Source organism: Oceanicaulis alexandrii DSM 11625 (assembly GCF_000420265.1).
GTDB classification, from domain to species: Bacteria; Pseudomonadota; Alphaproteobacteria; order Caulobacterales; family Maricaulaceae; genus Oceanicaulis; species Oceanicaulis alexandrii.
Genome location: NZ_ATUP01000001.1, coordinates 1,330,271 through 1,354,078 on the forward strand (window position 1 = coordinate 1,330,271; position 23,808 = coordinate 1,354,078).

At 63.2% G+C, this 23,808-nt stretch carries 25 protein-coding genes; 19 read left to right on the top strand and 6 right to left on the bottom strand.

The features are described 5' to 3' along the window. The first annotated feature begins 2 nt into the window (after window positions 1-2). The 10 genes from G405_RS0106495 to rplS all read left to right on the top strand — a co-directional run bounded on the left by G405_RS0106495 (window position 3) and on the right by rplS (window position 9,386). Entirely contained in the window at window positions 3-1,748 is a 1,746-nt protein-coding gene (locus G405_RS0106495) for an ATP-binding protein (protein WP_022700702.1), read from the top strand. A gap of 242 nt (window positions 1,749-1,990) precedes the next feature. Continuing rightward, window positions 1,991-3,538 (top strand): signal recognition particle protein, encoded by a 1,548-nt coding sequence (gene ffh, locus G405_RS0106500; protein ID WP_022700703.1) that lies wholly within the window; start codon window positions 1,991-1,993, stop codon window positions 3,536-3,538. An 18-nt stretch (window positions 3,539-3,556) separates the two neighbouring features. Continuing rightward, entirely contained in the window at window positions 3,557-3,976 is a 420-nt protein-coding gene (rpsP, locus tag G405_RS17300; protein WP_022700704.1) for a 30S ribosomal protein S16, read from the top strand. A 166-nt stretch (window positions 3,977-4,142) separates the two neighbouring features. Next, window positions 4,143-5,390 carry a Y-family DNA polymerase gene (locus tag G405_RS0106510; RefSeq protein WP_022700705.1) on the top strand — a complete coding sequence of 416 codons (1,248 nt, stop codon included), beginning with the start codon at window positions 4,143-4,145 and terminating at the stop codon, window positions 5,388-5,390. After that, complete coding sequence (locus G405_RS0106515) at window positions 5,390-5,641, top strand: hypothetical protein (RefSeq protein WP_022700706.1); 252 nt, start codon at window positions 5,390-5,392, stop codon at window positions 5,639-5,641. Before G405_RS0106510 ends, G405_RS0106515 begins: the two co-directional genes overlap by 1 nt. Before the next feature lie 197 nt (window positions 5,642-5,838). Continuing rightward, window positions 5,839-6,369, top strand: coding sequence for a ribosome maturation factor RimM (gene rimM / locus G405_RS0106520; RefSeq protein WP_022700707.1), 531 nt, complete (start codon window positions 5,839-5,841; stop codon window positions 6,367-6,369). Between the two features lie 64 nt (window positions 6,370-6,433). Further along, on the top strand, window positions 6,434-7,051 hold the full coding sequence (locus G405_RS0106525) for a hypothetical protein (RefSeq protein WP_022700708.1): 618 nt from the start codon (window positions 6,434-6,436) through the stop codon (window positions 7,049-7,051). A 6-nt stretch (window positions 7,052-7,057) separates the two neighbouring features. After that, complete coding sequence (locus tag G405_RS0106530) at window positions 7,058-7,759, top strand: hypothetical protein (protein WP_022700709.1); 702 nt, start codon at window positions 7,058-7,060, stop codon at window positions 7,757-7,759. A gap of 527 nt (window positions 7,760-8,286) precedes the next feature. Beyond that, complete coding sequence (gene trmD / locus G405_RS0106535) at window positions 8,287-8,991, top strand: tRNA (guanosine(37)-N1)-methyltransferase TrmD (protein WP_022700710.1); 705 nt, start codon at window positions 8,287-8,289, stop codon at window positions 8,989-8,991. Beyond that, the gene (gene rplS, locus G405_RS0106540; RefSeq protein WP_022700711.1) at window positions 8,988-9,386 is read left to right on the top strand and encodes a 50S ribosomal protein L19; all 399 of its coding nucleotides are present in this window, start codon (window positions 8,988-8,990) and stop codon (window positions 9,384-9,386) included. Before trmD ends, rplS begins: the two co-directional genes overlap by 4 nt. 257 nt (window positions 9,387-9,643) lie before the next feature. Here rplS and G405_RS0106545 read toward each other — a convergent pair whose 3' ends face one another. Both G405_RS0106545 and G405_RS0106550 read right to left on the bottom strand, forming a co-directional pair. Further along, window positions 9,644-10,666, bottom strand: coding sequence for a glycerophosphodiester phosphodiesterase family protein (locus tag G405_RS0106545; RefSeq protein ID WP_028284589.1), 1,023 nt, complete (start codon window positions 10,664-10,666; stop codon window positions 9,644-9,646). An 84-nt stretch (window positions 10,667-10,750) separates the two neighbouring features. Beyond that, the gene (locus tag G405_RS0106550; RefSeq protein ID WP_022700713.1) at window positions 10,751-10,960 is read right to left on the bottom strand and encodes a hypothetical protein; all 210 of its coding nucleotides are present in this window, start codon (window positions 10,958-10,960) and stop codon (window positions 10,751-10,753) included. 151 nt (window positions 10,961-11,111) lie between these two features. Between G405_RS0106550 and G405_RS0106555 the strand changes: the two genes are divergently transcribed. After that, a complete protein-coding gene (locus G405_RS0106555; RefSeq protein ID WP_022700714.1) occupies window positions 11,112-13,091 on the top strand; it encodes a transglycosylase domain-containing protein in 1,980 nt (659 codons plus the stop codon). A gap of 100 nt (window positions 13,092-13,191) precedes the next feature. Continuing rightward, window positions 13,192-14,721: a hypothetical protein gene (locus G405_RS0106560; RefSeq protein ID WP_156861402.1), complete on the top strand. Its 1,530-nt coding sequence runs from the start codon at window positions 13,192-13,194 to the stop codon at window positions 14,719-14,721. A 21-nt stretch (window positions 14,722-14,742) separates the two neighbouring features. Here the strand turns inward: G405_RS0106560 and G405_RS0106565 are convergent, their stop codons facing one another. Both G405_RS0106565 and G405_RS0106570 read right to left on the bottom strand, forming a co-directional pair. Continuing rightward, window positions 14,743-16,005: a polyhydroxyalkanoate depolymerase gene (locus G405_RS0106565; RefSeq protein WP_022700716.1), complete on the bottom strand. Its 1,263-nt coding sequence runs from the start codon at window positions 16,003-16,005 to the stop codon at window positions 14,743-14,745. Between the two features lie 60 nt (window positions 16,006-16,065). Next, window positions 16,066-16,722: an SCO family protein gene (locus tag G405_RS0106570; protein ID WP_022700717.1), complete on the bottom strand. Its 657-nt coding sequence runs from the start codon at window positions 16,720-16,722 to the stop codon at window positions 16,066-16,068. A 217-nt stretch (window positions 16,723-16,939) separates the two neighbouring features. Between G405_RS0106570 and G405_RS0106575 the strand changes: the two genes are divergently transcribed. The 3 genes from G405_RS0106575 to G405_RS0106585 all read left to right on the top strand — a co-directional run bounded on the left by G405_RS0106575 (window position 16,940) and on the right by G405_RS0106585 (window position 19,708). After that, complete coding sequence (locus G405_RS0106575; RefSeq protein WP_022700718.1) at window positions 16,940-18,328, top strand: ActS/PrrB/RegB family redox-sensitive histidine kinase; 1,389 nt, start codon at window positions 16,940-16,942, stop codon at window positions 18,326-18,328. A gap of 111 nt (window positions 18,329-18,439) precedes the next feature. After that, window positions 18,440-18,997, top strand: coding sequence for an ActR/PrrA/RegA family redox response regulator transcription factor (locus tag G405_RS0106580; RefSeq protein WP_022700719.1), 558 nt, complete (start codon window positions 18,440-18,442; stop codon window positions 18,995-18,997). 30 nt (window positions 18,998-19,027) lie between these two features. Next, window positions 19,028-19,708, top strand: a complete 681-nt coding sequence (locus G405_RS0106585) for a DJ-1/PfpI family protein (protein ID WP_022700720.1) — start codon at window positions 19,028-19,030, stop codon at window positions 19,706-19,708. Here the strand turns inward: G405_RS0106585 and G405_RS0106590 are convergent. Further along, the gene (locus tag G405_RS0106590) at window positions 19,668-20,381 is read right to left on the bottom strand and encodes a hypothetical protein (RefSeq protein ID WP_022700721.1); all 714 of its coding nucleotides are present in this window, start codon (window positions 20,379-20,381) and stop codon (window positions 19,668-19,670) included. The two genes, G405_RS0106585 and G405_RS0106590, sit on opposite strands and share 41 nt — an antisense overlap. 55 nt (window positions 20,382-20,436) lie before the next feature. Beyond that, window positions 20,437-20,892, bottom strand: a complete 456-nt coding sequence (mmcB, locus tag G405_RS0106595) for a DNA repair putative endonuclease MmcB (protein ID WP_022700722.1) — start codon at window positions 20,890-20,892, stop codon at window positions 20,437-20,439. Between the two features lie 83 nt (window positions 20,893-20,975). Here mmcB and G405_RS0106600 point away from each other — a divergent pair, with 83 nt between their 5' ends. From G405_RS0106600 to G405_RS15225, 4 genes are all read left to right on the top strand, one after another. Then, window positions 20,976-21,392: a metallopeptidase family protein gene (locus tag G405_RS0106600; protein ID WP_022700723.1), complete on the top strand. Its 417-nt coding sequence runs from the start codon at window positions 20,976-20,978 to the stop codon at window positions 21,390-21,392. A 21-nt stretch (window positions 21,393-21,413) separates the two neighbouring features. Further along, the gene (locus tag G405_RS0106605; RefSeq protein ID WP_022700724.1) at window positions 21,414-22,262 is read left to right on the top strand and encodes a DMT family transporter; all 849 of its coding nucleotides are present in this window, start codon (window positions 21,414-21,416) and stop codon (window positions 22,260-22,262) included. A 77-nt stretch (window positions 22,263-22,339) separates the two neighbouring features. Then, the gene (locus G405_RS0106610) at window positions 22,340-23,029 is read left to right on the top strand and encodes an inner membrane-spanning protein YciB (protein ID WP_022700725.1); all 690 of its coding nucleotides are present in this window, start codon (window positions 22,340-22,342) and stop codon (window positions 23,027-23,029) included. 59 nt (window positions 23,030-23,088) lie between these two features. Further along, complete coding sequence (locus G405_RS15225) at window positions 23,089-23,805, top strand: DUF1223 domain-containing protein (RefSeq protein ID WP_022700726.1); 717 nt, start codon at window positions 23,089-23,091, stop codon at window positions 23,803-23,805. The last annotated feature ends 3 nt before the right edge of the window (window positions 23,806-23,808 follow it).

The following is a 23,808-nucleotide window of genomic DNA, read 5'->3' on the forward strand; positions in this document are numbered from 1 at the left end:
TTATGAGCATTCTGGATTTCAATGATGACGAGAGCCTCGGCAAGATCATAGCCGTCGACACAGCGACTGTAACGGTGCGCGTTGATGAGCTGGAAAGACTAAAAAGAATTCAGGTCAATCGACTCGCAGCACTCCGAAGCTCAAAAGCTGGCCAGCACCTCATCGGTATCGTTTCAAAAATTACACGCAAACCCGGCCTTGAACTCGAAGAGACTGAACAAGTTGATGATCCGGACACAGCGCCTCCAGAAAACAATTTAGTCCGTGTAGCTCTAATAGGGACGCTAGCGGACAAAGACGGCCTTAAAGAAAACGTCTTTAAGCGAACGCTCGAAACCGTTCCCGAAATTGACGCTGATTGCTTTGCTCTTGAAGGAGAACGCCTCACGAACTTCATGAAGGTCATCTCACAGGTCTCTGGGGATGGCCCGCAACTTGATCTTGGCCGATATGCTCTTGATGAGGGTGCGCAAGCGTATCTGAACGGAAATCGATTGTTTCAGCGACACGCCATTGTCGTTGGCAGCACGGGATCGGGAAAGTCTTACACAACTGCACGGCTCTTGGACCAAATTGCAGAGTTGCCGCAGGCTAATGTGATCGTGTTTGACATCCACGGCGAATATCAAACCCTAACCAGCGACGAATTTCGGCATTTTCGGATCGCTGGGCCAGGAGACATTGGCCAAGATCGGGGACTAGCTGATGGTGTGCTGCATTTGCCGTACTGGCTCCTTGGGTATGAAGCGCTTGTCTCATTATTCGTAGATAGATCCGACCAAAATGCGCCTAATCAATCGATGCTTATGACTCGCTGCATCACGGATGCGAAGAGGGCTAACCTAGACGCAACAGATCATGCGGATATTTTAGCGAACTTCACGATCGATAGCCCAGTTCCGTTTGACATCGATACAGTTCATCAAGCGCTGATTGATCTTAATACGAAGATGGTTCCAGGGGCCGGCACCAAAGAAAAGCAAGGACCATACTTCGACAAACTAAGTCGCCTTATTGCTAGGTTCGAAGCCAAACGAAGCGACCGGCGCTTAGGGTTCCTTTTTCAACCCCCAGCAGCTTGCATGGAATTGTCGTGGTTAACTGAAGTTACGCACCTCTTAGTCGGCGGCCGTGGCTCGCAAGCCGACAATAAGGGGGGAATAAAAATTATCGATTTTTCTGAGGTTCCGTCCGACATACTGCCATTAATGGTAAGCCTAGTTGCAAGGCTGATCTTCACAGTCAGTCAATGGACCCGTCCCGAAAAGCGCCACCCAATTGCATTGTTCTGTGACGAAGCACACCTCTACATCCCCGAACGAACCTCCTCTGACTCAGTGGACGAAATTTCTGTCGGTATTTTTGAGCGTATTGCCAAGGAAGGTCGCAAGTACGGTGTAGGCCTTGTGGTCATTAGTCAGCGGCCCTCTGAGGTTAACCGAACCGTCCTTAGCCAGTGCAACAATGTTATCGCTATGCGGCTAACCAATGGAGACGATCAGTCTGTCATCAGAAGACTGCTGCCAGATAGCCTTGGAGGTTTCGGTGACCTCTTGCCTGTCCTCGACATTGGCGAGGCTCTAGTGGTTGGGGATGCAAGCTTGTTACCTACGAGGGTTATGGTCTCAGAGCCTCGCTTTAAGCCCAGTAGCGCAACTATCGATTTTTGGGACCATTGGCGTGGGGAAGTCCCAGAGTCTGATACGGAGAGCGCAGTGAAATCTTGGAGACGACAAAGTAACCAGTAAGCCAGCGAATCCCGCTTTCCCTTGACTCTTCCCCGCCCCCCGCGTAAACGCCCACGCTTCAGTGCAAGCGCCACTCGCTTGCCTTACCCGCACACGGCGTCCTGCAATGATCAGGATAAAACGCCCGGAGGCGGGCGAGGTCTCCCGCTCGACGAAGGCTCGTCCAGTGGGATGGTTGCGGCGTGCGCGCTTGATCCACACCTTATCGGTGTGACCAGAAGCGAAACGAGGCAGGCGAACACATGTTCGACTCACTTTCAGAACGGCTTTCCGGCGTCTTTGACAGCCTGACCGGGCGCGGCGCGCTGTCGGAAAAGGATGTGGACGCCGCCCTGCGCGAGATCCGCGTCGCCCTTCTGGAAGCCGATGTCGCCCTGCCTGCGGTGAAGGACTTCACGTCCAAGGTCCGCGAAAAGGCGATCGGCGAAGACGTCATCCGCTCGGTCAGCCCCGGCCAGCAAGTCATCAAGATCGTCCATGACGGTCTGGTGGAGCTGCTTGGCGGCGAAGGCGAGCCCGAGGGCCTGAACCTCACCGGCGAGCCGCCCGTGGCGATTCTGATGGCGGGTCTTCAGGGCTCGGGTAAAACCACCACCACCGCCAAGCTCGCCAAACGCATTTCCGAGCGCGAGAAGAAAAAAGTCCTCGTCGCCTCGCTCGACACCCGCCGCCCGGCGGCGATGGAGCAGCTGGCGCAGATGGCGGAAAAGGCCGGCGTTGCCTGCCTGCCCATCGTCAAGGGTCAGTCCGCCGTCGAGATCGCCAAGCGCGCCATGAGCGCGGGTCGCCTGCAAGGCTATGACGTGGTGATCCTGGATACCGCGGGCCGCACCTCCATCGATGAAGAGATGATGGGCGAAGCCGCCAAGATCGCCGATGTGGCGCGGCCGCGTGAAACCCTTCTGGTGGCTGACAGCCTGACCGGTCAGGATGCGGTGGAGACCGCCAAGCGCTTTGACGAGCGTCTGAAGCTGACCGGCCTGGTGCTGACCCGGATGGATGGCGATGGCCGCGGCGGCGCTGCGCTGTCCATGCGCTGGGTCACCGGCCTGCCGATCAAGTTCCTGGGCGTCTCTGAAAAGGTCGACGGGCTGGACGCGTTCGACGCGAAACGCCTGGCGGGCCGTATTTTGGGGCGCGGCGACATCGTCTCGCTGGTGGAAAAAGCCGCCGCCGAGGTCGATCACGAGAAAGCCGAGCGCCTCGCCAAGAAAATGGCGAAGGGCAAGTTCGACCTTGAAGACATGGCCGACCAGCTGCGCCAGCTTCAGAAAATGGGCGGCATTTCCGGCATGATGGGTTTCCTGCCGGGCATGAACAAGGCGGCGAAGGCCCAGATGGCCAATGCCGGGTTCGACGACAAGGCGCTGAAGCGCCAGGAAGCGATCATCCTGTCGATGACCCGCGAGGAGCGCGCCAAGCCTGACCTCCTCAAAGCCAGCCGCAAGCGCCGCATCGCCATGGGCGCCGGCGTCGCTGTGCCGGAGGTGAACAAGCTTTTGAAAATGCACCGCCAGATGGCGGACATGATGAAGAAGATGGGCAAGAAGGGCAAAAAGGGCGGCATGCCCGGAATGCCTGGAATGCCCGGAATGGGCGGCGGCATGCCGGGCATGGGCGGCGGAATGCCCCCCGGTCTCGGCGATGCGGCCTCTGATCTTCTCAAAGGACACGCGCCCAAGGGCGCCGACCTGCCGGGGCTGGGCGGCCCAGGCGACCAGGGATTGCCGGGTATCGGCGGACCACTGGGGCCAGACGGCCTTCCGCTCGGCCTCTCGAAGAAAAAATGACCTTAAAGGACCACATCCATGTCTGTTAAAATTCGTCTCGCCCGTGGCGGCGCCAAGAAGCGTCCGTACTACCGCATCGTCGTCACCGACTCGCGCATGCCGCGCGATGGCCGCTTCATCGAGAAAATCGGTCACTACAACCCGATGCTCCCGAAAGACCACGACAACCGCGTGGCTGTGGACACCGAGAAAGCCGCCGAGTGGATCAAGAAAGGCGCCCAGCCGACCGATCGCGTGGCGCGCTTCCTGAAAGACGCCGGCGTCTATGAGTGGACCCACGGCAACAACCCGAAAAAAGCCGAGCCGGGCGAAAAAGCCAAAGAGCGCGCTGCCGAGCGTCTCGAAAAGGAAGAAGCCAAGAAGGCCGCCGCCGCTGAAGCTGAAGAAGCCAAAGCCGCTGCCGCCGCCGCTCCGGCTGAAGAAGAAAAGTCCGAATAGGACTTTCTTTTCCAGGCATTTGATCAACCCCGCCGTGGAAACGCGGCGGGGTTTTTCACATCTGGAGTCAGCGCATTCGACGCCGGTGTGACTCTTTCGGGTTTTTCCCTGAATGCATTTGTTCTATCTTTGTTCCAAAGCGGACAGCCGCCTGCGGAACAGACACATGCGCAAACCCGACACCATCGAGCAGCTCTATCTCGACTTTGACAGCTTCTTCGCCAGCGTCGAGCAATACGCCGATCCGCGCCTGCGGGGGCGCCCCGTCGGGGTGATCCCCATGAAGGGCGCGCGCAATACCTGCATCATCGCCGCCTCGAAAGAAGCCAAGGCGAAGGGCGCAAGCTCTGTCATGACCGTGCGCGAGGCGCGCGAGGCCGTGCCCGACATGATCCTGGTGGATCAAAAGCCCGACCTCTATCGCCGCATGCACGCCGTGATGCTCGCCGAGATCCGGGCCGTGCTGCCCATCGGGGCGGTGAAATCCATCGACGAGTTGACCTGCAAGCTCGACGCCCGCGCCATCGCCGACCCCGAAGGCGTGTCGGACGCGATCAAGGCGCGCATCGCGGCGGAAACCGACGGCGTGGTCACCGCCTCCATCGGCATGGCGCCCAACCGCTTCCTCGCCAAAATGGCCTGCAAGCTGGGCAAGCCCGACGGCTTGACCATCTGGCGCCCTGAAGACCTGCCGGGGCCCTTGCTCAAGCGCCCGATCGAGGAAGCGCCCGGCATCGGCTCGTCCATGCGCAAGCGCCTTCTGAAGGCGGGCGTGGCGGACATGAAAGCGCTGTGGGCGCTGCAGCCCAAACAGATGCGCGCCCTGTGGCGCAATGTGGCGGGCGAGCGCTTCTGGTACGCGCTGCACGGTTACGACATCCACGCCGAAGCCGCCCAGCGCCGCATGTATGGCCATGGCCGCGTCCTGCCGCCCAGCCATCGCAGCTGGCCCAGCGCCTATGACTGCGCGCGGCTTTTGACGGTTAAGGCCGCCCGCCGCATGCGCCGCGATGGCCGCACCGCCGGGCGCATGGGGCTGTGGCTGCGCCACATTGACGGCGGCTGGAGCGGCGAGCTTCCCCTGCACAGCGCCCGCACCGACCGCGACTGTCTGAAAGCGCTGGATGCGCTCTGGGCGGCGGCGCAACGCTCTGACCCCCGCGCGCGGCCCATGCGGGCGGGCATGTATCTGTGCGATCTCGATGATCCCGGCGTCACTCAGACCGACTGGTTGGTGGAGGATAACGCTGAAGACCGCGCCCGCCGCAACGCGCTGCAGGACGCCATCGACTCGCTTAACAGCCGCTACGCCAAGTCGCTTGTCACCCAAGGGGTCTGGACCCCGCCGCCGGGCGGCTATGCGGGCGGCAAGATCGCCTTCACACGTATTCCCTATGCCGAGGACTTCTGGTGATGACCTGGAAAACCGAACTTCGCCTTGACGATCTGCCGCCGCAGAGTCGGCTGGAGGCGTTTTGCAAGACCTGCAGCGCGGCGCGCTATTACACCGCGCAGGAATTGCTGGCCCGCCGCGCCCTCCAGCACGCCCATCTTGATCAGGTGGAGACCGCGCTTCGATGCGTTCAGCCCGGCTGTGGCGGGGCTGTCGCGCTCTATGAAGCCAGCTCGGGCGAGACCGAAGCCTTTCAGGGCGGCATGCCGTAGGGAGTTTGAATTCCCGGGCGAGCATCGCGAAGACCCGGGACCTCCCTCCGCGTAAAGCGCCTTATCCTGATGGAGACCCCGGCTCTGCGCTGCGCTTGGCCGGGGTTTCAGCTAAACCGAAAAGAGAGCGCGCGCAGCGCCCGTCTTGAGCTGGAGCGCTCTTCAGGGCAGACAGAGCGCCAGAAAAGGATCCCGCCATGCCCGCACCTGAAGAAGAGCTTGTCGTCATCGCCGCTGTCGCGGGCGCCCATGGGGTGCGCGGGGATGTGAAGATCAAGCCCTTCGGCGACGCTGCCCAAGTCTGCAGCTATGGCCCGTTCCTGGATAAATCCGGCGCGGTGATCCTGACCCCGACGCAAGCCAAACCCGGCCCCAACGGCACCGTGACGATCCGGCTGAAGGAAAACCTCACCCGCGAGCAGGTGCAGGCGATGAAGGGCACGCTCCTGCACGCCCCGCGCAGCGCCCTGCCGGAGCTTGAGGAAGACGAGTTCTATTATTCAGACCTGATCGGGCTGAATGTGGAAGACCTTGAGGGAGAAGCGCTTGGCAAGGTGAAGTCGGTGCAGGATTTCGGCGCCGGTGATCTTCTGGAAATCTCAGGCCCTGACGGCGTCTGGTTTCTGCCCTTCACCAAGGCGGCGGTCCCGCATATGGACCTCGCCGCCGGCAAACTCGTCGCCAACCCGCCGGAAACCATTGAAGGCGATGAAGACAAAGACCAATAAGCGCGAACTCGCTTGATGAGCGAGAAAGGCTGGGGCACCCTCTCTTTAAAAGAGGGGGATATCCATGATCTGGCTCGCCGCGCTGGCATTGGCTGCGCAGGACCCACAAAGCGTTGAGTGCGGCCTGCGCGGCGTCTCCGAACGCGATGATCCCAGACGCGCGCCAGAGCAGATCACGGCTCAATGCCCGGAAGGTCATGACGGATTGCAGGCTGAAGCCGACAGAGTATTGGCCCAGATTGACTTGCCGTCACGACGACTAGCCAGATTTTCCAGCTATAACCTCGCCGACAGGCTAGCCTTCCAGCGAGATGGCGCGGGCTGGCAGGCCCTTCCGGGCCAATGGCTCCTGAAAACGGACATCCTCTTTCCCATGCGCGCAGCCGAGCATGGCGCAACGCACATGGTCTGCACCTTTGCAGCGCGCCCGACCAGTAACGGGGCGCTCAATGACCCCGATGTAGCTTGCCTATCCGATGTTGATCGCGCAGAGCGCACCTTGAGTCATGCATTGCATCAGGAGCTGCAAAACTGGCGCCTGGCGCCGGCGCCCTACGAATACTGCATGAATGAGCAACTTTATGTGGGTGCACAGATCTTCTCACCTTCAGGGGCGCAACCCGCAACTCAGATGCCTGACCCGGCCCGCCTGCCTGTTTTGTGCCGCGAGGGCGAGGACTAAGCCCCCATGCCCCGCCTGATCGCCCTCCTCACACTTCTGTTCCTCACAGCCTGCGCCAGCGCGCCGGATCGGCGGGCGGATCGCGACTGTGCGGTGACGACAGCGGTGCTGAGTCCGATTCTGGGGGCGGCTGCTGAAAGCGGCGACAGCGCCGAGCTGGCGCAGCGCACCGGGCTTTGGCCCGAAGCGGGCTCTGACCGGTGGGCCTATGTGCGGCAGATGGGATTTTCGCCGACCTGGCGCTCTAGCGCGACAGATCAGGCCCTGCGCAGCGCCTATTGGCGAGCCTACAGCCCCCTGCAGCGCGATGTCGGCCTGAGCCAAGCCGAACGCGAAATGCGCGCCTGGGAGGCGGCCTATGAAGAAGTCGGCGATGACCGGCTCTACGCCGATGCGGCGTTGTGGTCAGCGTTTCTCGCCGACAATCAATCCCGACGCGCCACGCCCTGCGCCCAAGCGCTCGCCGAGCAGTATGGGGCGGAACGGGTGCGCGCCTCAGCCCCGCGCGCAGCCAAAGCCGTCCGCATCGAACCGAGCCGCCCTGTGTTCAGCGCCAATGGCGACCGCGCCCTGATCGCCGCGCGCACCGTCTATCCTGAACTGAACCCCGGCGACGGCGCGCGCGTCACCGGCACGGTCTGGCTGCTCAATCCCCGAACCGACGGCAGCTGGCGCGTGATCAGCGCCCGGCGCACGGATCTGCAGTAAGGCATGGTCTGAAACGCCGCATGGGCCTCCGGATCAAGTCCGAAGGCCGAGAGGGTTCTACTCTACATCTCGGTCCTCGGGCTTGACCCGGGGACCCATAAACCGCCAGCCCCGCGCGCAAACGCAAGGGTGAGCCAAATGACGGGTGGCGCGGGAGCGGGCCGTTTGAAGGTGAACGATAAGTCTTGGAAGCCAAACCCGGCTCCCGCGCTGGAGATGTTTTATCGGGATCACCGCGCGGAGACTTCTGCGCTGTCGCGCCGCCGGTGCAGTCACCGTCTCATCAGACGCCGCTGCCCTGGACCGCTCGGTGATGATCCGCCTTTTCGGCCAGAGCGTGCGTTAAACGCCTTGTCCTCGGGACATCCCGCCCCTCCCAGCCTGAACGCGCCGGCCGCCCGTCATGGGAGGAACGGATGAGAGTATGGCTCAGCTTTGGGAGGGGGCGGATAAGTTTGCGGCTATCCCTGCCCCTGACTCCCTTCTCTCCTTGCGTCACAGGGTTTGGCGCCCCATAAGCGCGCGCCATGACGTTTAACGCTTCGGTTCTCACCCTCTATCCGGACGCTTTTCCGGGTCCGCTTGGGGTCTCATTGCTCGAGACTGCAAGAAAGAACGGACTCTGGGCGCTTGAGACGGTGGACATCCGGTCGTTTTCCCGTCATAAGCACGCCTCCGTTGACGACACGCCGGCTGGCGGCGGCCCAGGAATGGTGCTGCGCCCTGACGTATCGGCGGCGGCGATCGACAGTCTGCCCAGAGAGGGACGGCCGTTGATCTATCTGACGCCTCGGGGCAAGCCGCTCACTCAAGCCATGGTGCGAGAGTGGTCGGCGGGTCCGGGCGTTATTGTCTTTTGCGGCCGCTTCGAAGGTCTCGACCAACGGGTCATCGAAGCGCGCGGCATGGACGAGGTGAGTGTCGGCGACGCCGTGCTCGCCGGGGGGGAAGCCCCCGCCATGGTCCTCATCGAGGCCTGTGTGCGGCTGATCCCCGGCGTGCTTGGCAAGATCGAGAGCACCGAAGACGAGAGTTTTGAGGGTGATCTGCTCGAATACCCCCATTATACGCGACCGCGTGAATGGGAAGAGCGTGAAATACCCGACGTTTTGCTGTCAGGCGATCATGGCCGGATCGCCCGGTGGCGTAAGGAACAGGCCGAAGATATAACGCGACTGCGCCGACCCGATCTCTGGAAGAGATATCAGCGGCGTCAAGGAGAAGAGCCATGAACCTGATCCAACAGCTCGAGCAGGAAGAAGCCGTCCGCGTGCTCGGCGACAAGAAAATCCCCGAGTTCTCTCCGGGTGACACGCTGACCGTGAACGTGTGGATCCGCGAAGGCGACCGCCAGCGGGTTCAGCGTTTCGAAGGCGTCTGCATCGCGCGCTCCGGCGGCGGTCTGAACGAGAACTTCACCGTGCGTAAAATCAGCTTCGGCGAAGGCGTGGAACGCGTCTGGCCGGTGCACTCTCCGCTGATCGAGTCCATCGAGATCAAGCGCAAGGGTAAAGTGCGTCGCGCCAAGCTGTATTATCTGCGTGATCGCCGCGGCAAGTCCGCGCGTATCGCCGAGCGCACCACCGGTCGCGGCATCGAGCCGCGCGGCAAGAAGAAACAAGGCTAAGGCCTTACCCCTCTTCTTGAGCGACAAGATAACGCCCGCCGGAGCAATCCGGCGGGCGCTTTTTGTTGTGAAGTTTTACGAGGCCCTGCGGGCTTTTGATCCTCGCTTCGCTGCGGGCGCGCTTTGCGCTTGCGGCCCTGACGGGCTGTTTGTTTCTCAAGCCCTGCGGGCTGTTATCCTCGCTGACGCTGCGAACGGCCTTTGGCCTTGCGGCCCTGACGGGCCGGGGCGCAGAGCCTGGACCTGCTTCAGATCAGCTATTCGTTCGCCATCTCTTCGCGCACCGCGACCGCCGTTGCGGGGAAGTCGGTGAAGACGCCGTCGACACCGACTGAATACAGCGCACGCAACTCGTCCTGCACGGTGTCGCCGGTCAGCGGCTCGCGATCATCGCGCACGGTCCACACATGGACCTCAAGCCCCAGATCATGCGCCTGCTCGACAAAGCCCGTGCTGTCGCCCGTCGGCGTGAGCAACAGGGTTTTGTAGGCGCCAATGCCGTCCGCGAACTGGGCGATCTCCTCCAGGCTCAGCCCGCCGGCGTTTGCGCCCTCCGCATCCGGACCCGCATACAGCATGGCGAGCGGAAGCTCTGACACAGCGTTGAGGCGCTGCAGGAACGGGGCGTCAAAGGACTGGATGACCACCGGCGCATCCGCCCGGTTCAGATCATGCGCCTCGAGCGCCGCCAGCAATGCCGGGAGCGGATCAAGACCCATCGCCGTGAATTCCGCCGGCAGTTTCACCTCGGGCTCAATGGCGATCTCGCAGGCGCAACGCTCTTGCTCGGCGGCCACAAAGTCCAGGAAATCCTCAAACGTCATAACCGGGTATTGTCCGTTATAGGACTGGTCGCGATCGTCCATGGTCTGGCTTGCCGTCAGGGTGCGGAGCTCCGCTGCGGTGAAGGTCGGAACCCACCAATCCTCGCGCCCCAGGATCACGCTGCGGCGATCCGCGAATTCAGGCCGATTGGCGATATCGGTGGAGTGCGACAGATACGGATCATGGCGCACGATCAGAACGCCGTCCGACGACATGACCAGATCCGGCTCGATCACATCCGCGCCCTGTTCAAGCGCCAGCTGATAGGCGGCCTGGCTGTGTTCAGGACGCAAACCCGACGCGCCGCGATGGGCGATCACCTGCGGGGGCTGACCGTCCAGCGTGGTCCAGGCTGAGGTTCCAGCTTCCGGCCCGGCGCCCGTCTGCGGCGCATCCGATTGGGAACAGGCGCTCGCCAGCAGCGGCGCGATCACAAGAGCGGCAATACGGTTCATGGTCATCCCCTCGCCATGTCCAACACAGGAGGCGGACTGTAATCCGCGCCGCACAAATTCAGAGTGATGTTTTCGTGACGGCGCTTAGCCGCGCACGCCGCGCCCTGTGGGGTCAATCGGGTCATCGGCCGGGCCCGGTCCGCCGGGCTCTGACGGCGCGCAATAGGGCCAGCTGCCTGAATTGGGGCCCTGGCCCGTACACACGGAATCGCCTTCCGGGATCATGGCGCAGCCCGAAACGGCCAGCAGAACGGCCAGCGACGCGCTCAGACTCACAAGACGGCGAATAGACATGATGAAACCCCTCCACGCCCGGCCTGATCCGGGCATGACAAGCTTCCCCCGCCTTCCAAGCAGACGCAACCCGGCCCTCGCGCTTTTATAGTTCACGCAGCCTTAACGCCGCATCGGGCATCAAGGCGGGGTCTCAAGTCTGGACGCTGTCATGGCTCGCACACACCGCCCCGCCCGATCCCGCAAAGGCCGCATGCCGGTCTGGTTGCGCGTGCTCGCCATACTGGTGATCGCCGGCGGATTGCTGACCACAGGCGTCGTCGTGCATCTGGCGCGCACCCTGCCCGATCTCAGCGCCATAGAACCCGCGCCGCACACGGGTGAAACCGTTCTGCTGGATCGCGATGGCCGCACCATTGCGCGCCGGGGTCAGTCCACCAGCGCCGTGATCACCGCCGACGCCTTGCCGCAAAACCTCGCTGACGCGGTGCTGGCGGTCGAGGACCGGCGCTTTTACAGCCATTTCGGCATAGACCTGATCGGCACGGCGCGCGCCCTTATGGCCAATATCCGCGCAGGCCGCGTGGTTCAGGGCGGCTCCACCATCACCCAGCAATTGGCCAAGAACCTGTTTCTCAGCTCCGAGCGCACCTATGAGCGCAAGGCGCAGGAAGTGCTGCTGGCGCTCTGGCTGGAGCATCGTTTCACCAAGGACGAAATCCTCGCCCTCTATCTCAACCGCGTCTATTTCGGCGCTGGCGCCTGGGGGGCGGAGGCTGCATCCCGGCGTTACTTCAGCAAGCCCGCCGACGATCTGAGCATTGGCGAAGCCGCCTTGCTGGCCGGGCTTCTGAAAGCGCCGTCCCGGTACGCGCCGACCAACGATTCCCGACGCGCATCGGTGCGCGCCACGGTGGTTCTGGATCTGATGTACGCCACTGGACGGATCAGCCAGAGCGAACGCATCGACGCCGCCTCCACCCCGATCCGGGTCTCGCGCGGCAGCTCCAGCCCCGGCGCGGGCTGGTTCGCCGACTGGGTGATGACCCAGGTGCGCGAGCTGGCGCCGGGGCATCAGGGCGATCTGATCGTCCGCACCACGCTGGATGTAGACGCCCAGCGCGCCGCTGAAACCGCGTTGACGCAAGGGCTTGAAAACCCCGATTGGGCCCGCGGCGCAAGTGAAGGCGCGCTGATCGCGCTTGATAGCCAGGGCGGGGTGCGCGCCATGGTGGGCGGGCATGATTATGCGCAAGCGCCGTTCAATCGCGCCGTGAACGCCCGGCGTCAGCCCGGCTCCGCCTTTAAACCCTTTGTCTACGCCGCCGCCTTTGAAGGCGGTCTGAGCCCCGAAGACGTCTTTGTCGATGCGCCCATCTCCTATGGCGACTGGGCGCCCCAGAACTATGGCGATCGCTATGAAGGCGAGATGAGCCTCGAGCGCGCCTTCGCCCGCTCGTCCAACGCCGTCGCCGTGCAGGTGGCTGAAGCCACGGGGCGGGGCTGGGTGATGCGCACCGCGCGCCGCATGGGCATTCACAGCCCGCTTGAAAACACCCACGCCCTGTCGCTGGGCGCGTATGAAGTCACGCCGCTGGAGCTGGGCCAGGCCTATCTGCCCTTCATGAATGGCGGCCGCAGCGCCGACGCCTATGCGATTTTATCGGTGCGCACGGCTGAGGGCGACATCCTGTTCGAGCATCAACCCCAGCAGGGCGAGAGGGTGCTGGCGGATCGTATTTTACGACAGATGGATCAGCTGTTTGACGCCGCAGTCAGCTATGGCACCGCCCGCAGCGCCCGTGTGGACGGACGGCTTGTGCGCGGCAAGACCGGCACCACCAACGACAATCGCGACGCCTGGTTCGCCGGCTGGATGGATGGACTGACCGCGGTCGTCTGGATGGGCAATGACGATTATTCCGCCACGACGGACGCCGTGGGCGGCGCCGGACCCGCCCGGGTTTTCGCCGCCTTCATGAGCGCCGCGCCCGTGCCGCCGCGGGGGCTGGACGCCGTGCTGGCGGATGCGCCGCGCCGTGATGACCCCATCGCCAACCTGCTCAGCCCGCCTGTGCAAACCCAGCCGACAGGAGACGCCGCACCTCAGCCAGACGAGGCGGAAGAAACGCCGTCTGAAGATGGTGACCCGATTGCGGACCTGTTGGGCCGTCTGGGCGGCGCACAATAATCCTCTGACGCTCCCACCTGACACGGCCATCAACGTCTCTGGGTTTGCGCCGGGTCTTGCGATAGGCTCGCCGGACCAAAGCTTCGCCAAAGGATGGATCATGGCCCTACAGACCCACCGCGCCCCGCTCGCTGTCGTGCTCGCTCTGGGATTGGGCCTCGCGGCCTGCGCTCCCGAGGCGGGTCAGGGCGACCGCGCTGAAACGCGTACGCGCCCCGTCAGCGAAGCCCAGGCCCAGTCCGCGCTGGCCGATTTCGGGCTCGAGGAGCAAGGTCGCGCCAGCTGGTCCGAACGCCGGTTTGAACGCGGCGCCTACATCTTCACAGATTTCGCCATGACGCTGGAAGATGGCCGCCTGACGGCGAGCGAACTGATTTTGACCGGTCCGCAAAGGCTGGAAGACCAGCCCTTTTTCACCGCCCTGGAACTGCAAAACGCCGTGATCGAAGCGCCTGACGGCGAACTGAGCACTCACGTTCTGAGCTTGGTCGAACCGTCTGAAACTCTGGCGCGCAAGATCGCAGACCTGCTCCGCGGTGAGGACAGCCTTGGGGATCTGGACGAAGACCGCTCGGGGTTCGGCTTCGCCCGGTTCGAAATGGCCGAACTGGCGATGCAATTTGAAGATACGCCGTCCAGCGCGTTGTCCCTGACGCTTGGAGCGGTGGTGCTTGAAGGCTTTGAAGAGGGTGAAACCCTGCAAACGGGTCAGCTGAGCGCGCTGACGCTGGATGGTCGTGACGAACAAGGCGGCCCCCTGTCCCTGCGCCTGGGCGAGATGCAGGTTTCGGGCGTGAAACTGGACGGTCTTGATGAGGGCTCGCCCTTCGGCGCCAGCCTGATGTCGCCCGATCAGGCTCCTTATGAGACGCTGACCCTGAATGATCTGCTGGTTTCAGTGGGCGGGATCGCCATCACCCTGCCCGAATTGACCGCCAGCGTGGAGTCGCTGGGAAGCGGCGTGTTGTCCTCGCAGTTGAACCTGCCTTCACTGACCCTGAGCCCGGCCCCCGGTCATCCGCAAAGCGCTGATATCGTCCGTAGCTTTGACATGCTGGGCTATGATCAGCTTGAGCTTAGCGCGTCAGGGGAAAGCCGTTACGACCCTGAGACGGACCGCGCCTGGACGGAAGACGAAAATATCATTCGCCTCGTGGACGGCCTCACCCTCAGCTTTGAGCAGGACGTGTCGGGCCTGAGCGCCTATGCGGAACAAGCCGAGGGTCTGACGGCTGACAAACCCGGCGCGACGCCGGATCCCGCTCAACTGATGGCGCCCTTGATGATCCATCGATTCAGGCTGCAGCTGACTGACGAATCCCTGATGGAGCGCATCACCAGCCAGATCGCCCAGAGCTCCGGCGTCAGCGAGCAACAGGCCCGCGTTCAGCTTGGCGCGATGTCACGGATGGGACTGGCGTTCGCAGGCGCGCAACTGCCCGCGGGTCTTGTGGATCAGGCTGGACCGGCGCTGGACCGCTTCATCAGCTCGGGCGGCGTGCTGACCCTTGAAATGAACCCCGAAGCCCCCGTGTCCGCGGCGGCGTTCGCGGCGTATCCGGCTCCGGATGCGCAGACCCTGGGTTTGCGCATCACCCATGAGGGCGGCGACGCGCCGGCTCCGAAATAACCTCAGGCGGACAAAGGGGCGTTACGCCCCTTTGTCATGCTCGGCCATGAAGGCTTTCATTTTCGGCGCGATCTCTTCGCGGAACCGGCGGCCATTGAAGACGCCGTAATGACCGACGCCGGGCTGGACATGGTCCAGACGCAGCGATTCAGGCAGGTTCGAGCACAGGGTGTGCGCCGCCTGGGTCTGGCCGATGCCGGAAATATCGTCGTTCTCGCCCTCGACCGTCAGAAGCGCGACATCGGTGATCGTTTCCGGTCGCACCAGACGCTCGCCCACATGCATCTCACCCCGCGCCAGCGTATGCGCCTGGAAGACCTCGTGGATGGTCTGAAGGTAGAATTCCTCGGTCAGGTCCATCACGGACAGGTATTCATCATAGAACTGACGATGACGGTCGGCGCTGTCGCCGTCGCCCTCCACCATGTGTTGGAAGAAGTCCCAATGGGCGTCCACATGGCGTTCGAAATTCATGTTGATGAAGCCGGTCAGCTGCAGGAAGCCCGGATACACCCGGCGCATCGCGCCCGGATACACGGCCGGCACCGTCTGGATCAGATTGTCCCGGAACCATTCATACGGACGCTCTTCAGCCAGTTTATTGGGCACGGTGGGGGATTTTCGCGCATCAATGGGCGAGCCCATGAAGGTCATCGAGGACGGACGTTTCGGGTCCTCATCCTCAGCCATCAGCGCAATCGCCGCCAGGGTCGGCGGGCCAGGCTGACAGACCGCCACCACATGGGGGTTGTCGCCCAGCGCCGTGATCATCTCGCGCACATAGAGCACGTAATCACCGAGATCGAAGCGTCCGTCATTGACCGCAACCCTGCGCGCATCCGTCCAGTCGGTGATGTAGACCTCGTGATCAGGCAAAAAGGCCTCGACCGTGCCGCGCAGCAAGGTCGCGTGATGGCCCGACATGGGCGCCACGATCAGGACGGAGCGATCCTTGAGTTCTGTCACCTTCACGCCGCGCGCCTTCGCGAGCGCCGCCCGGTCGCGCTTAAAATGAAGCAGCGAACAAAACGGTTTGCTCCAGACGGTGTCGGTCACGACGTCCACAGGCTGGTCATTGACCAGAACCGGGCTCAGCTCCCATTCGGGCTTGCCGTAATAGCGCGTCAGGCTTTCAAACAGGTCCGCAGCGGCGGCCGTGGTGCGGCCCGCCAGGGTGTCGAAGGCCGGATGGAGCGGAGAGCGCAGCGACTGCCGGGTCATATTGGCGGCGGCGCGCCAGGGCATCATCGCCGCCCGGCTCATTTCCAGAAAAGAGTAAAGCATAGCCATTATCCTCCACGCCGGGAGCTCGGCAGAGCCCGCAGCGTTGTCAGCTCATCGCAATTATGCCGGGTTATTCTCTAAAAACTGTTGAAGTCGTGACGCGATCTGATCCGGCGTCGCTTGATGTGGAAAGACTTCAACAAATTCTCCCTCGCGCCCCATCAAGTAGATGAGCGAGGAATGGTCCATGGTGTACTCCGCCAGCGTGCCGTCATCTTCCACACGGCGATAATAAACGCGGTAGGCGCGCGCCGCTTCACGGACCTGGTCTTCACTGCCGGTCAACCCCGTCAACCCTTCGGGAAAGGCGGGCGAATCCACGTAGGAGGCCAGCGCTTCAGGCGTATCGCGTTCGGGATCGACGGTAATCAGAAGCGGTTGAAACTGCGCCCGCTGCGCCTCTGGCAAACGGTCCAGCGCCGCCGCCATGACCTGCAGCGAGGTCGGACAGATGTCCGGGCAATAGGTGAAGCCAAAATAGATCAGCATCGGGCGACCGGCGAAATCGGCGTCGGTCACGGTCTGTCCGGTCTGGTCGACCAGGGTGAACGCGCCGCCGATATCCGCTTCCCCAGACATGCGCACGGGCGCTGCGCCCGGCGACCCGGATCGCGCCGGGTTCTGGCCTGAGAGCGTCAAAAGAAGAATCGCAGCCAGCCCGGCCAGAACAGCGGCGATCACCGGGAAAAGCCAGATCGGTCGATTTTTCAAGTCCATGAAGAATCCTGTGTGTGGCTGTGCGCTGGCGCAGCGCGAACCATCCCATTGATCTACGACATTCTTGTGTCAGATGCGAGCCCTGGCTATGGCGGTGCAGCATAAGTGATGACCGAATACAGCCTAAGCGGGCGAACACCCCGCCTTCCGCGAGATGGCGGAGCCGCAGCGCGTCAGAACGTCCCGTTGACGGGTTGGGCGGTCATGGATCAGCTGCTTGGCTGACGATCTGGGGAAGAACAACACCGTGCGCGACACCAATACTGAGCCTGACTGGTCAGAGCTTGACGCTGACCCGAACCTGACGCCGGTGTTCGGGCGTGTGCGCTTGCGGACCTTGATCCTGCTGCGCTGGCTGGCGGTGACAGGCCAGACCATGGCCGTCATCGTGGTGTATTACGGGCTGGGGTTTGACTTGCCGCTGGGCGCCTGTCTGGGCGTGATCGCGGCCAGCGCCTGGGTGAACGCCTGGTTGTCGCTGGCCATGCCGACCCAGCGCTTCGCCAAGGATTGGGAAGCTTTCCTGCAGCTGGCCTATGACGTGATCCAGCTGATGGTCCTGCTGGCCCTGACCGGCGGTCTGACCAATCCGTTCTCGGTCATGCTGGTCGGGCCGGTGGTCATCGCCGTCGCCGCCCTGCCCGGTCGCTGGTGGCTGACGCTGGCCGCCATCGCCATCGTCGGCTCGATCTCGCTGAGCATCTGGCATTTGCCTCTGCCCTGGTCGGACGCCGAGGCCGTGGTGCTGCCCTCCACATACCGGGCCGGGATCTGGGTGGCGCTGGCGATCGCCATCGCCTTCACCGCCGTCTACGCCTGGCGCGTCGGGTTTGAAGCCCAGCGCATGGGCGCCGCCCTCGCCGCCACCCAGAGCGTTCTGGCGCGTGAACAGCGTTTGTCGGCCCTGGGCGCGCTCGCCGCCGCCGCAGCGCACGAGCTGGGCACCCCGCTCGCCACCATCCAGCTGACCGCAAAAGAAATGCTGCGCGCCGCCCAGGATGATCTCTCGCGCGAGGATGCGGACCTGATCATCTCCCAGGCGCAACGGTGCCGGGACATCCTGCAACGCCTGTCGCAATCGTCTCACAACACCGCCGACAAAATGCACGAGCGCATCGGCTTGCGTGAATTGATGGAGGAAGCCGCCGCACCGCTCAAAGGGCTGGACGCCCATGTGGTGGTGAAGCTCGCGCCCACCCCCGAGCATCCCGACGCCCCCGTCCTGAAACGTCAGACCGAGCTGTTATACGGACTTGGCAACTTCATTGAAAACGCTGTGGATTTTGCCCAAACCGAAGTCCAGATCATCGGCGCCTGGAGCGACACCCAGCTCAATATCATCGTTCAGGATGACGGGCCGGGCTTTCCGCCCGACATCCTCGCCAAGCTGGGCGAGCCCTATGTGACCACGCGGCGCAGCCAGCCCGGCTATGGCGGGCTGGGGCTGGGGGTCTTCATCGCCGTCACCTTGATCGAACGCATTGGCGGCACGGTCGACCTGACCAATGCCATGGACGGCGGCGCACGCGTGTCTCTCACCCTGCCGCGCGCAGCGCTGGAGGCCGAACCGATGAGCGATGTGGGCGCATCCGATTTATCGCCCTAAATCTGATCCGTAAAAGCTGCTCTGATCTCATTGCGCCCTTTGCAGACAGGGGGCGAATGGGGCTAAATCATGGGCCTGATTTCTCGACCCGGTTAAAGGAGCCCCTCGGCCGTGACCGAACACACTGAACTGGACCTGCCCGAAGACAAGACCTTGCTGCTGGTCGACGATGACGAGCCGCTTCGCAATCGCCTGGCGCGCGCGATGTCGAGCCGCGGTTTTGACGTGATCGACGCCGTCGGCACCGTGGCGGAGGCGATGAGCATCGCCCGCAATAATCCGCCCGCCTTCGCGGTCGTGGATTTGCGTCTGGATGACGGGGACGGGCTGGACGTGGTGCGGGCGCTGCACGAAACCCGCGAGGATTGCCGCGTCATCATGCTGACCGGATATGGCAATATCGCCACCGCCGTCGCGGCGGTGAAATCAGGCGCCGTGGATTATCTAGCCAAACCCGCCGACGCCGATGACGTCATGAAAGCCCTGCTCGCCCGGCCCGACGCCAAGCCGGCCCCGCCGGAAAATCCCATGAGCGCGGATCGCGTCCGCTGGGAGCACATCCAGCGCGTCTTCGAGCTGTGCAATCACAATGTGTCGGAGACCGCGCGTCGGCTGAACATGCATCGCCGCACCCTGCAGCGCATTCTCGCCAAACGCGCGCCCCGCTAGCGCGACGGCGAGCGGCGATGGAGGTCGATCATGGGACTGACCGTCGGGTTCTTGCTTTTTGACGATCTGACCCAGCTCGACTTCACCGGGCCGTTGCAGGTCCTGAACCGATTGCCGGATGCCGAGATCGCCTTGATCGCCAAGTCCGAGGGGCCGGTGCGCACGGATTGCGGCCCCTTCATCCTGCCCAATCACACGCTCGAAACCGCCCCCGATCTCGATCTGTTGTGCGTTCCCGGCGGGTATGGCGTCGACGCGGTGATGCAGGACGCCGCCATGCTGGACTTTGTCCGTCGCCAGGCCGCGCAGGCGCAATACGTCACCTCGGTCTGCACCGGCGCCTTCATTCTGGGCGCCGCGGGTCTGTTGCGCGGTGTGCGCGCCACGACGCACTGGCGCTATCACGACCATCTCAAAGCCTTCGGCGCGATCCCTGTGAAAGACCGCGTCGTCCATGACGGCCGCATCATCACGGGCGGCGGCGTGACGGCGGGCATTGATTTCGCGCTGAGCCTGGTGCGCGAAATCGCAGGCGAAGACCACGCCAGCGCGGTACAGTTGAGCCTAGAATACGATCCCGCTCCGCCTCTGCAAGCGGGCCGCCCCGAACTGGCCTCCGCACAGGTTCGTGACGCGGTCGAATCGCGGATGGGGCCAAGGCTGGAAGCGTTCAAGACTGTTCTGGAGTCGCTGGATCTGCCGAACGGCTAGACCCGCCTGCCCAATAGAGCCGTTTGCGATCGATATCAGACAAGCCAGAGGCAAGCCCCTGCATCATCAGATCGGATTTCACGGTGCGCACCGGCCCGTTCGGAGCGCCGGATCCGTCCAGCGGCGTGATCTGGGTCAGCCCCGATCCCAATTGATGACGCCACAGCGCCAGCGACACCCAAGGCGCATTATCGCGCAAGCCGTCATGGATCGCTTCATACAGCGCCGCCAGAGCCGGGTCGGAATTGGTGACATACAGGCTGTCGAGATTGCCCATCAGCTTGCTGCGCTCCATCTGGCGCGTCGCATACTGGCTCTGATTGGTCTTGGTCTCGATCAGGCAGGCGCGCCAGAGCGATCCCTCTGGACGCACGAAAATCCCATCTATCCCCTGGGGTCCGGCGCCGGGCTTGCCGTTCAATACCGTCCAGCCTTGCGAGGCCATCATCAGGGTGGTCAGCGCTTCGCCGAACGCGCCCTGGTCGTTTGAAGAGACAAAATCATGGGCCCGAACGCCAGAAAAGGCCGGCAAACCCAGAGCGGGCGGCGGAGACACCGGGCGCGGAATGATCTTTGGCTTCATGCCCAGCAAGACGCGCCAAGCCCAGTGCGCCAGCATCCCGCCAGCGACCGCCAGTCCCGCGCTCAGCCCCGCCAGCCAGATCACACCCATAGCTTCGCCCCCGCATCCAATGGGCACGCTAGCGCGCCTTGGCGGTGCGATCAGCTCAAATCGCCCTGAGCGCGCGTTCAGCCGCGTTGCGGGCGAATTTCAGGGTCAACGCCTTGCGCCGGGCGGGGGCGAGCTTGGCGACCGGGCTTTCACGCACCACGGCGCCGCCAAATCCATCAGCGATGATCAGGCCCGTCTGTTCGGGCAGCATCTCGGCAGGGAAACGCTCAGACACCGCGAAGTAGAACCGGTCGCACCAGGCGAAATAATCAGGCCATTTTTCATCGGTGCGAAAGTCTTGCACGCCGGATTTCACCTCGACGATCACCATCTCGCCCTTGGGGCCAAGACCCGCCAGATCCGCGCGGCGCCCGCACGGCAGGGTGAACTCGGCGATGGCCGTGATCCCGAGATCCAGCAGCAAACGCGCCGTGCCGCGCATCAGAAGGCGCGCGTCATCGATTGCGGGATTGCTGGCGCGGGCGGTCGGGAGGGGATCTGAAACAGCCATCAGCGCATTTTGTTCAACTTATGTTCCAATGACAAGCCCTGCGGCCACTGGCGACCCGGTCTCGATCATCCTATTTGTCATCCATGTTCAAACCCGCCGACCTCTCACGCCTCACCGCGCCCGATGAAAGCCTCTTCCTCGAGATCGCCCAGAGCGCCTGGGACGGCTTGCCCGCACAGTTTCGGGCCCTGTGCGGCAATGTGGTGATCCAGACGCCAGACTTTGCGGACGCAGCGACGCTGAAGCATTTTTCGATGGAGAGCCCGTATGAGCTGACCGGGCTCTATCACGGGGTGGAGCTGACCCAGAAATCCCTGCTCGACCCTGTGGGCGGGCCTGACTATGTCTTCCTGTATCGCCTGCCGATCCTGTTTGAGTGGTGCGAGCGGGGCGATGTGACCCTGTCAGAGATCATCACCCATGTGCTGGTCCATGAGATCGGGCATCATTTCGGCCTGTCCGATGATGACATGCACGCCATAGAGGACGCCGCGGACTGATCTCGCTATGAGCGGAGGGTGATGGAGACGATCCCGCCCCTCGCCGCGCTCGCTGCGCTTGTCTCGGCCATGGCCCATGCCGGCATGGCGCTGTTCACCAAGCAAGCTGACGACACGCTCACCTTCCGGGCAGTCTCGATGGTGTTTTCCGCGCTCTGGCTCAGCCCGGTCCTGTTTCTGTTCCCGGTTCCCGGCTGGGAGGTCTGGCGGTTCCTGCTGATGGGCGCAGGCCTCATCTGGGCGTTCAACATGCTGATGATCGCCGCCTTCCAACGCGGATCGATGAATCTGGTCTATCCGGTCATGCGCGGCGCCGCGCCCGCCATCGCCGGCCTGTTCGCGTTTTTCATCCTGGGCGAGCCCTTGAGCCCGCTGGCGATTTTGGGCCTGTCGGTCGCCTCCGCCGCCATCATCGCCTTCGCCTGGCCTGAAAAGGGCGGCGCGCCCAAGGCGGCTGCGCTGGGCTTTGCGCTCTCGGCTGCCGTGATGACGGCGAGCTATACGGTCAATGACGCCTCGGGCGTGCGCGCGGCGGGGTCCGCGCTGATCTACGCGGCCTGGTTCTTCGTGCTCAGCGCCCTGTCGCTGGGCCTGACCGCCTGGGTGCGGCGCGGCGATCAGGTGTTAGGCGTCGCGCGCGCCGAGCTGCGGCGCGGATTTTTCGCGTCCTTTTTCAACATCACCACATACGGCCTCGCGCTTTACGCCTACGCCAACGCCCCGGTCGCGCCGATGGCGGCGCTGCGGGAGACATCCGTAGTGTTCGGCGCCATCGTGGCGGCGGTGATCCTGAAAGAGCCGCTGGGACGGCGACGCATCGTGCTGGCGGGCGTTCTGGCGCTCGGGCTCGCCGCCATTCAGCTGGGTTAAGTCGATCCGACTTTCACTGACCGTCGTATTAGGGCAGTAAGAGAGTTCCACCCTCGCCATTGCGGACACAGATTTTCATGTCAGACGCCACGCCCGACACCTCCTCCAGCAAGACCATCGGCCAGGGCTCCAAGCTTCTGGTGGATGTGGGGCCCGCCGCGATCTTCATGATCAGCTACAATGTGGCCAAGCGCCTCGCAGAAGATCAGGCGATTTACTGGGCGACGGGCATTTTCATGATCGCGACCGCCGCCGCCGTGGTCTACGCGGTGATCACGCAAAAGCGCTTCCCGCCCATGCTGGCGGTTACCTTCGTCATCGTCACCCTGTTCGGCGGCATGACGATCTATCTGCAAGACCCGATCTTCATCTTCATCAAGCCCACCATCATCAACTTGATCTTCTGCTTCGCCATCCTGTTCAGCTTCGCGCTCGGCTTTAACGTCTGGAAGCGCCTGTTCGGCTCGATCTATTCCATGCCCGACCACGCCTGGGTCATGCTGGGCATTCGCTGGGCGCTGTTCTTCGCCTTCCTGGCGCTGCTGAACGAAGTGATGTGGCGGCATATCGTGGACGCAGACGTGCCTGAAACCATGCGCTGGTTTGCGGGGCTGGAGCTGACCGAAGGCTTCTGGGTCAATTTCCGCTTCTTCGGCACCTTCCCGCTCTTCTTCCTGTTCGTGCTGGCCAATGTGCCCATGACGCTGAAATACGCCAAGGCGACCGACGAGGACGGCGACAGCGAAGCTGAAAAGCAGGACGCCTGAAACAGGCCATAACGGCCCTGTGATTATCACCTGAGCGGGATATGGGGTAGTAAGCATTTATGCTGACCTGGTTCTCCGTTCTGGCCCTTCTGTTTCAGGCCCATTCCACCCCGCCCGCACCGGCGGCGGACGCATCCGTGCGTGCGGCGCCGGACGCGGTGATCGTGGTGGAGCTCTTTACCTCGCAAGGCTGCCCGCTCTGCCCCGCCGCCAATCAGCTGCTGGCGGATTTCGGCGCTCGCGAGGACGTGATCGCCCTGGCCTGGGGGGTGAATTACTGGGACGCCTATGGCTGGGCGGACCAGTTCGCCATGCCGGAGTTTGTTGATCGTCAGAAGGCCTATGTGGACGCCGGCGAGGCCATGCGGGTCTACACCCCGCACTTCGTCATCAATGGCGCGCCCGAACAGCTCCGCTTTGATCCCGCGCGCATCACCGCGGCGCTTGAAGACAGCGCGCCGCTGCCCACAGCGGAGATCCGCGAAACCGAAGACGGCGCATACAGCCTGTCCCTTGAGGGCGCGCGCACGACGCCCGCCGAACTCTGGCTGGTGCAGTACATGCCGGGCATTGAAGAGCGCCAGATCGAAAGCGGCCGCAACGCCGGCCTGCGCATGACCCATTTCAACATGGTGCGCTCGGTTGAGAAGCTGGCGGACTGGACCGGGGGAGACGCAGCCTATGGGCTGCCTGAACCCGCTGAGGGCCTCAACGCCGTGGTGCTCGTGCAGGATGGCCCGGGCGGCCGCATCCTCACCGCCGCCCGGCTGCCCTGACGC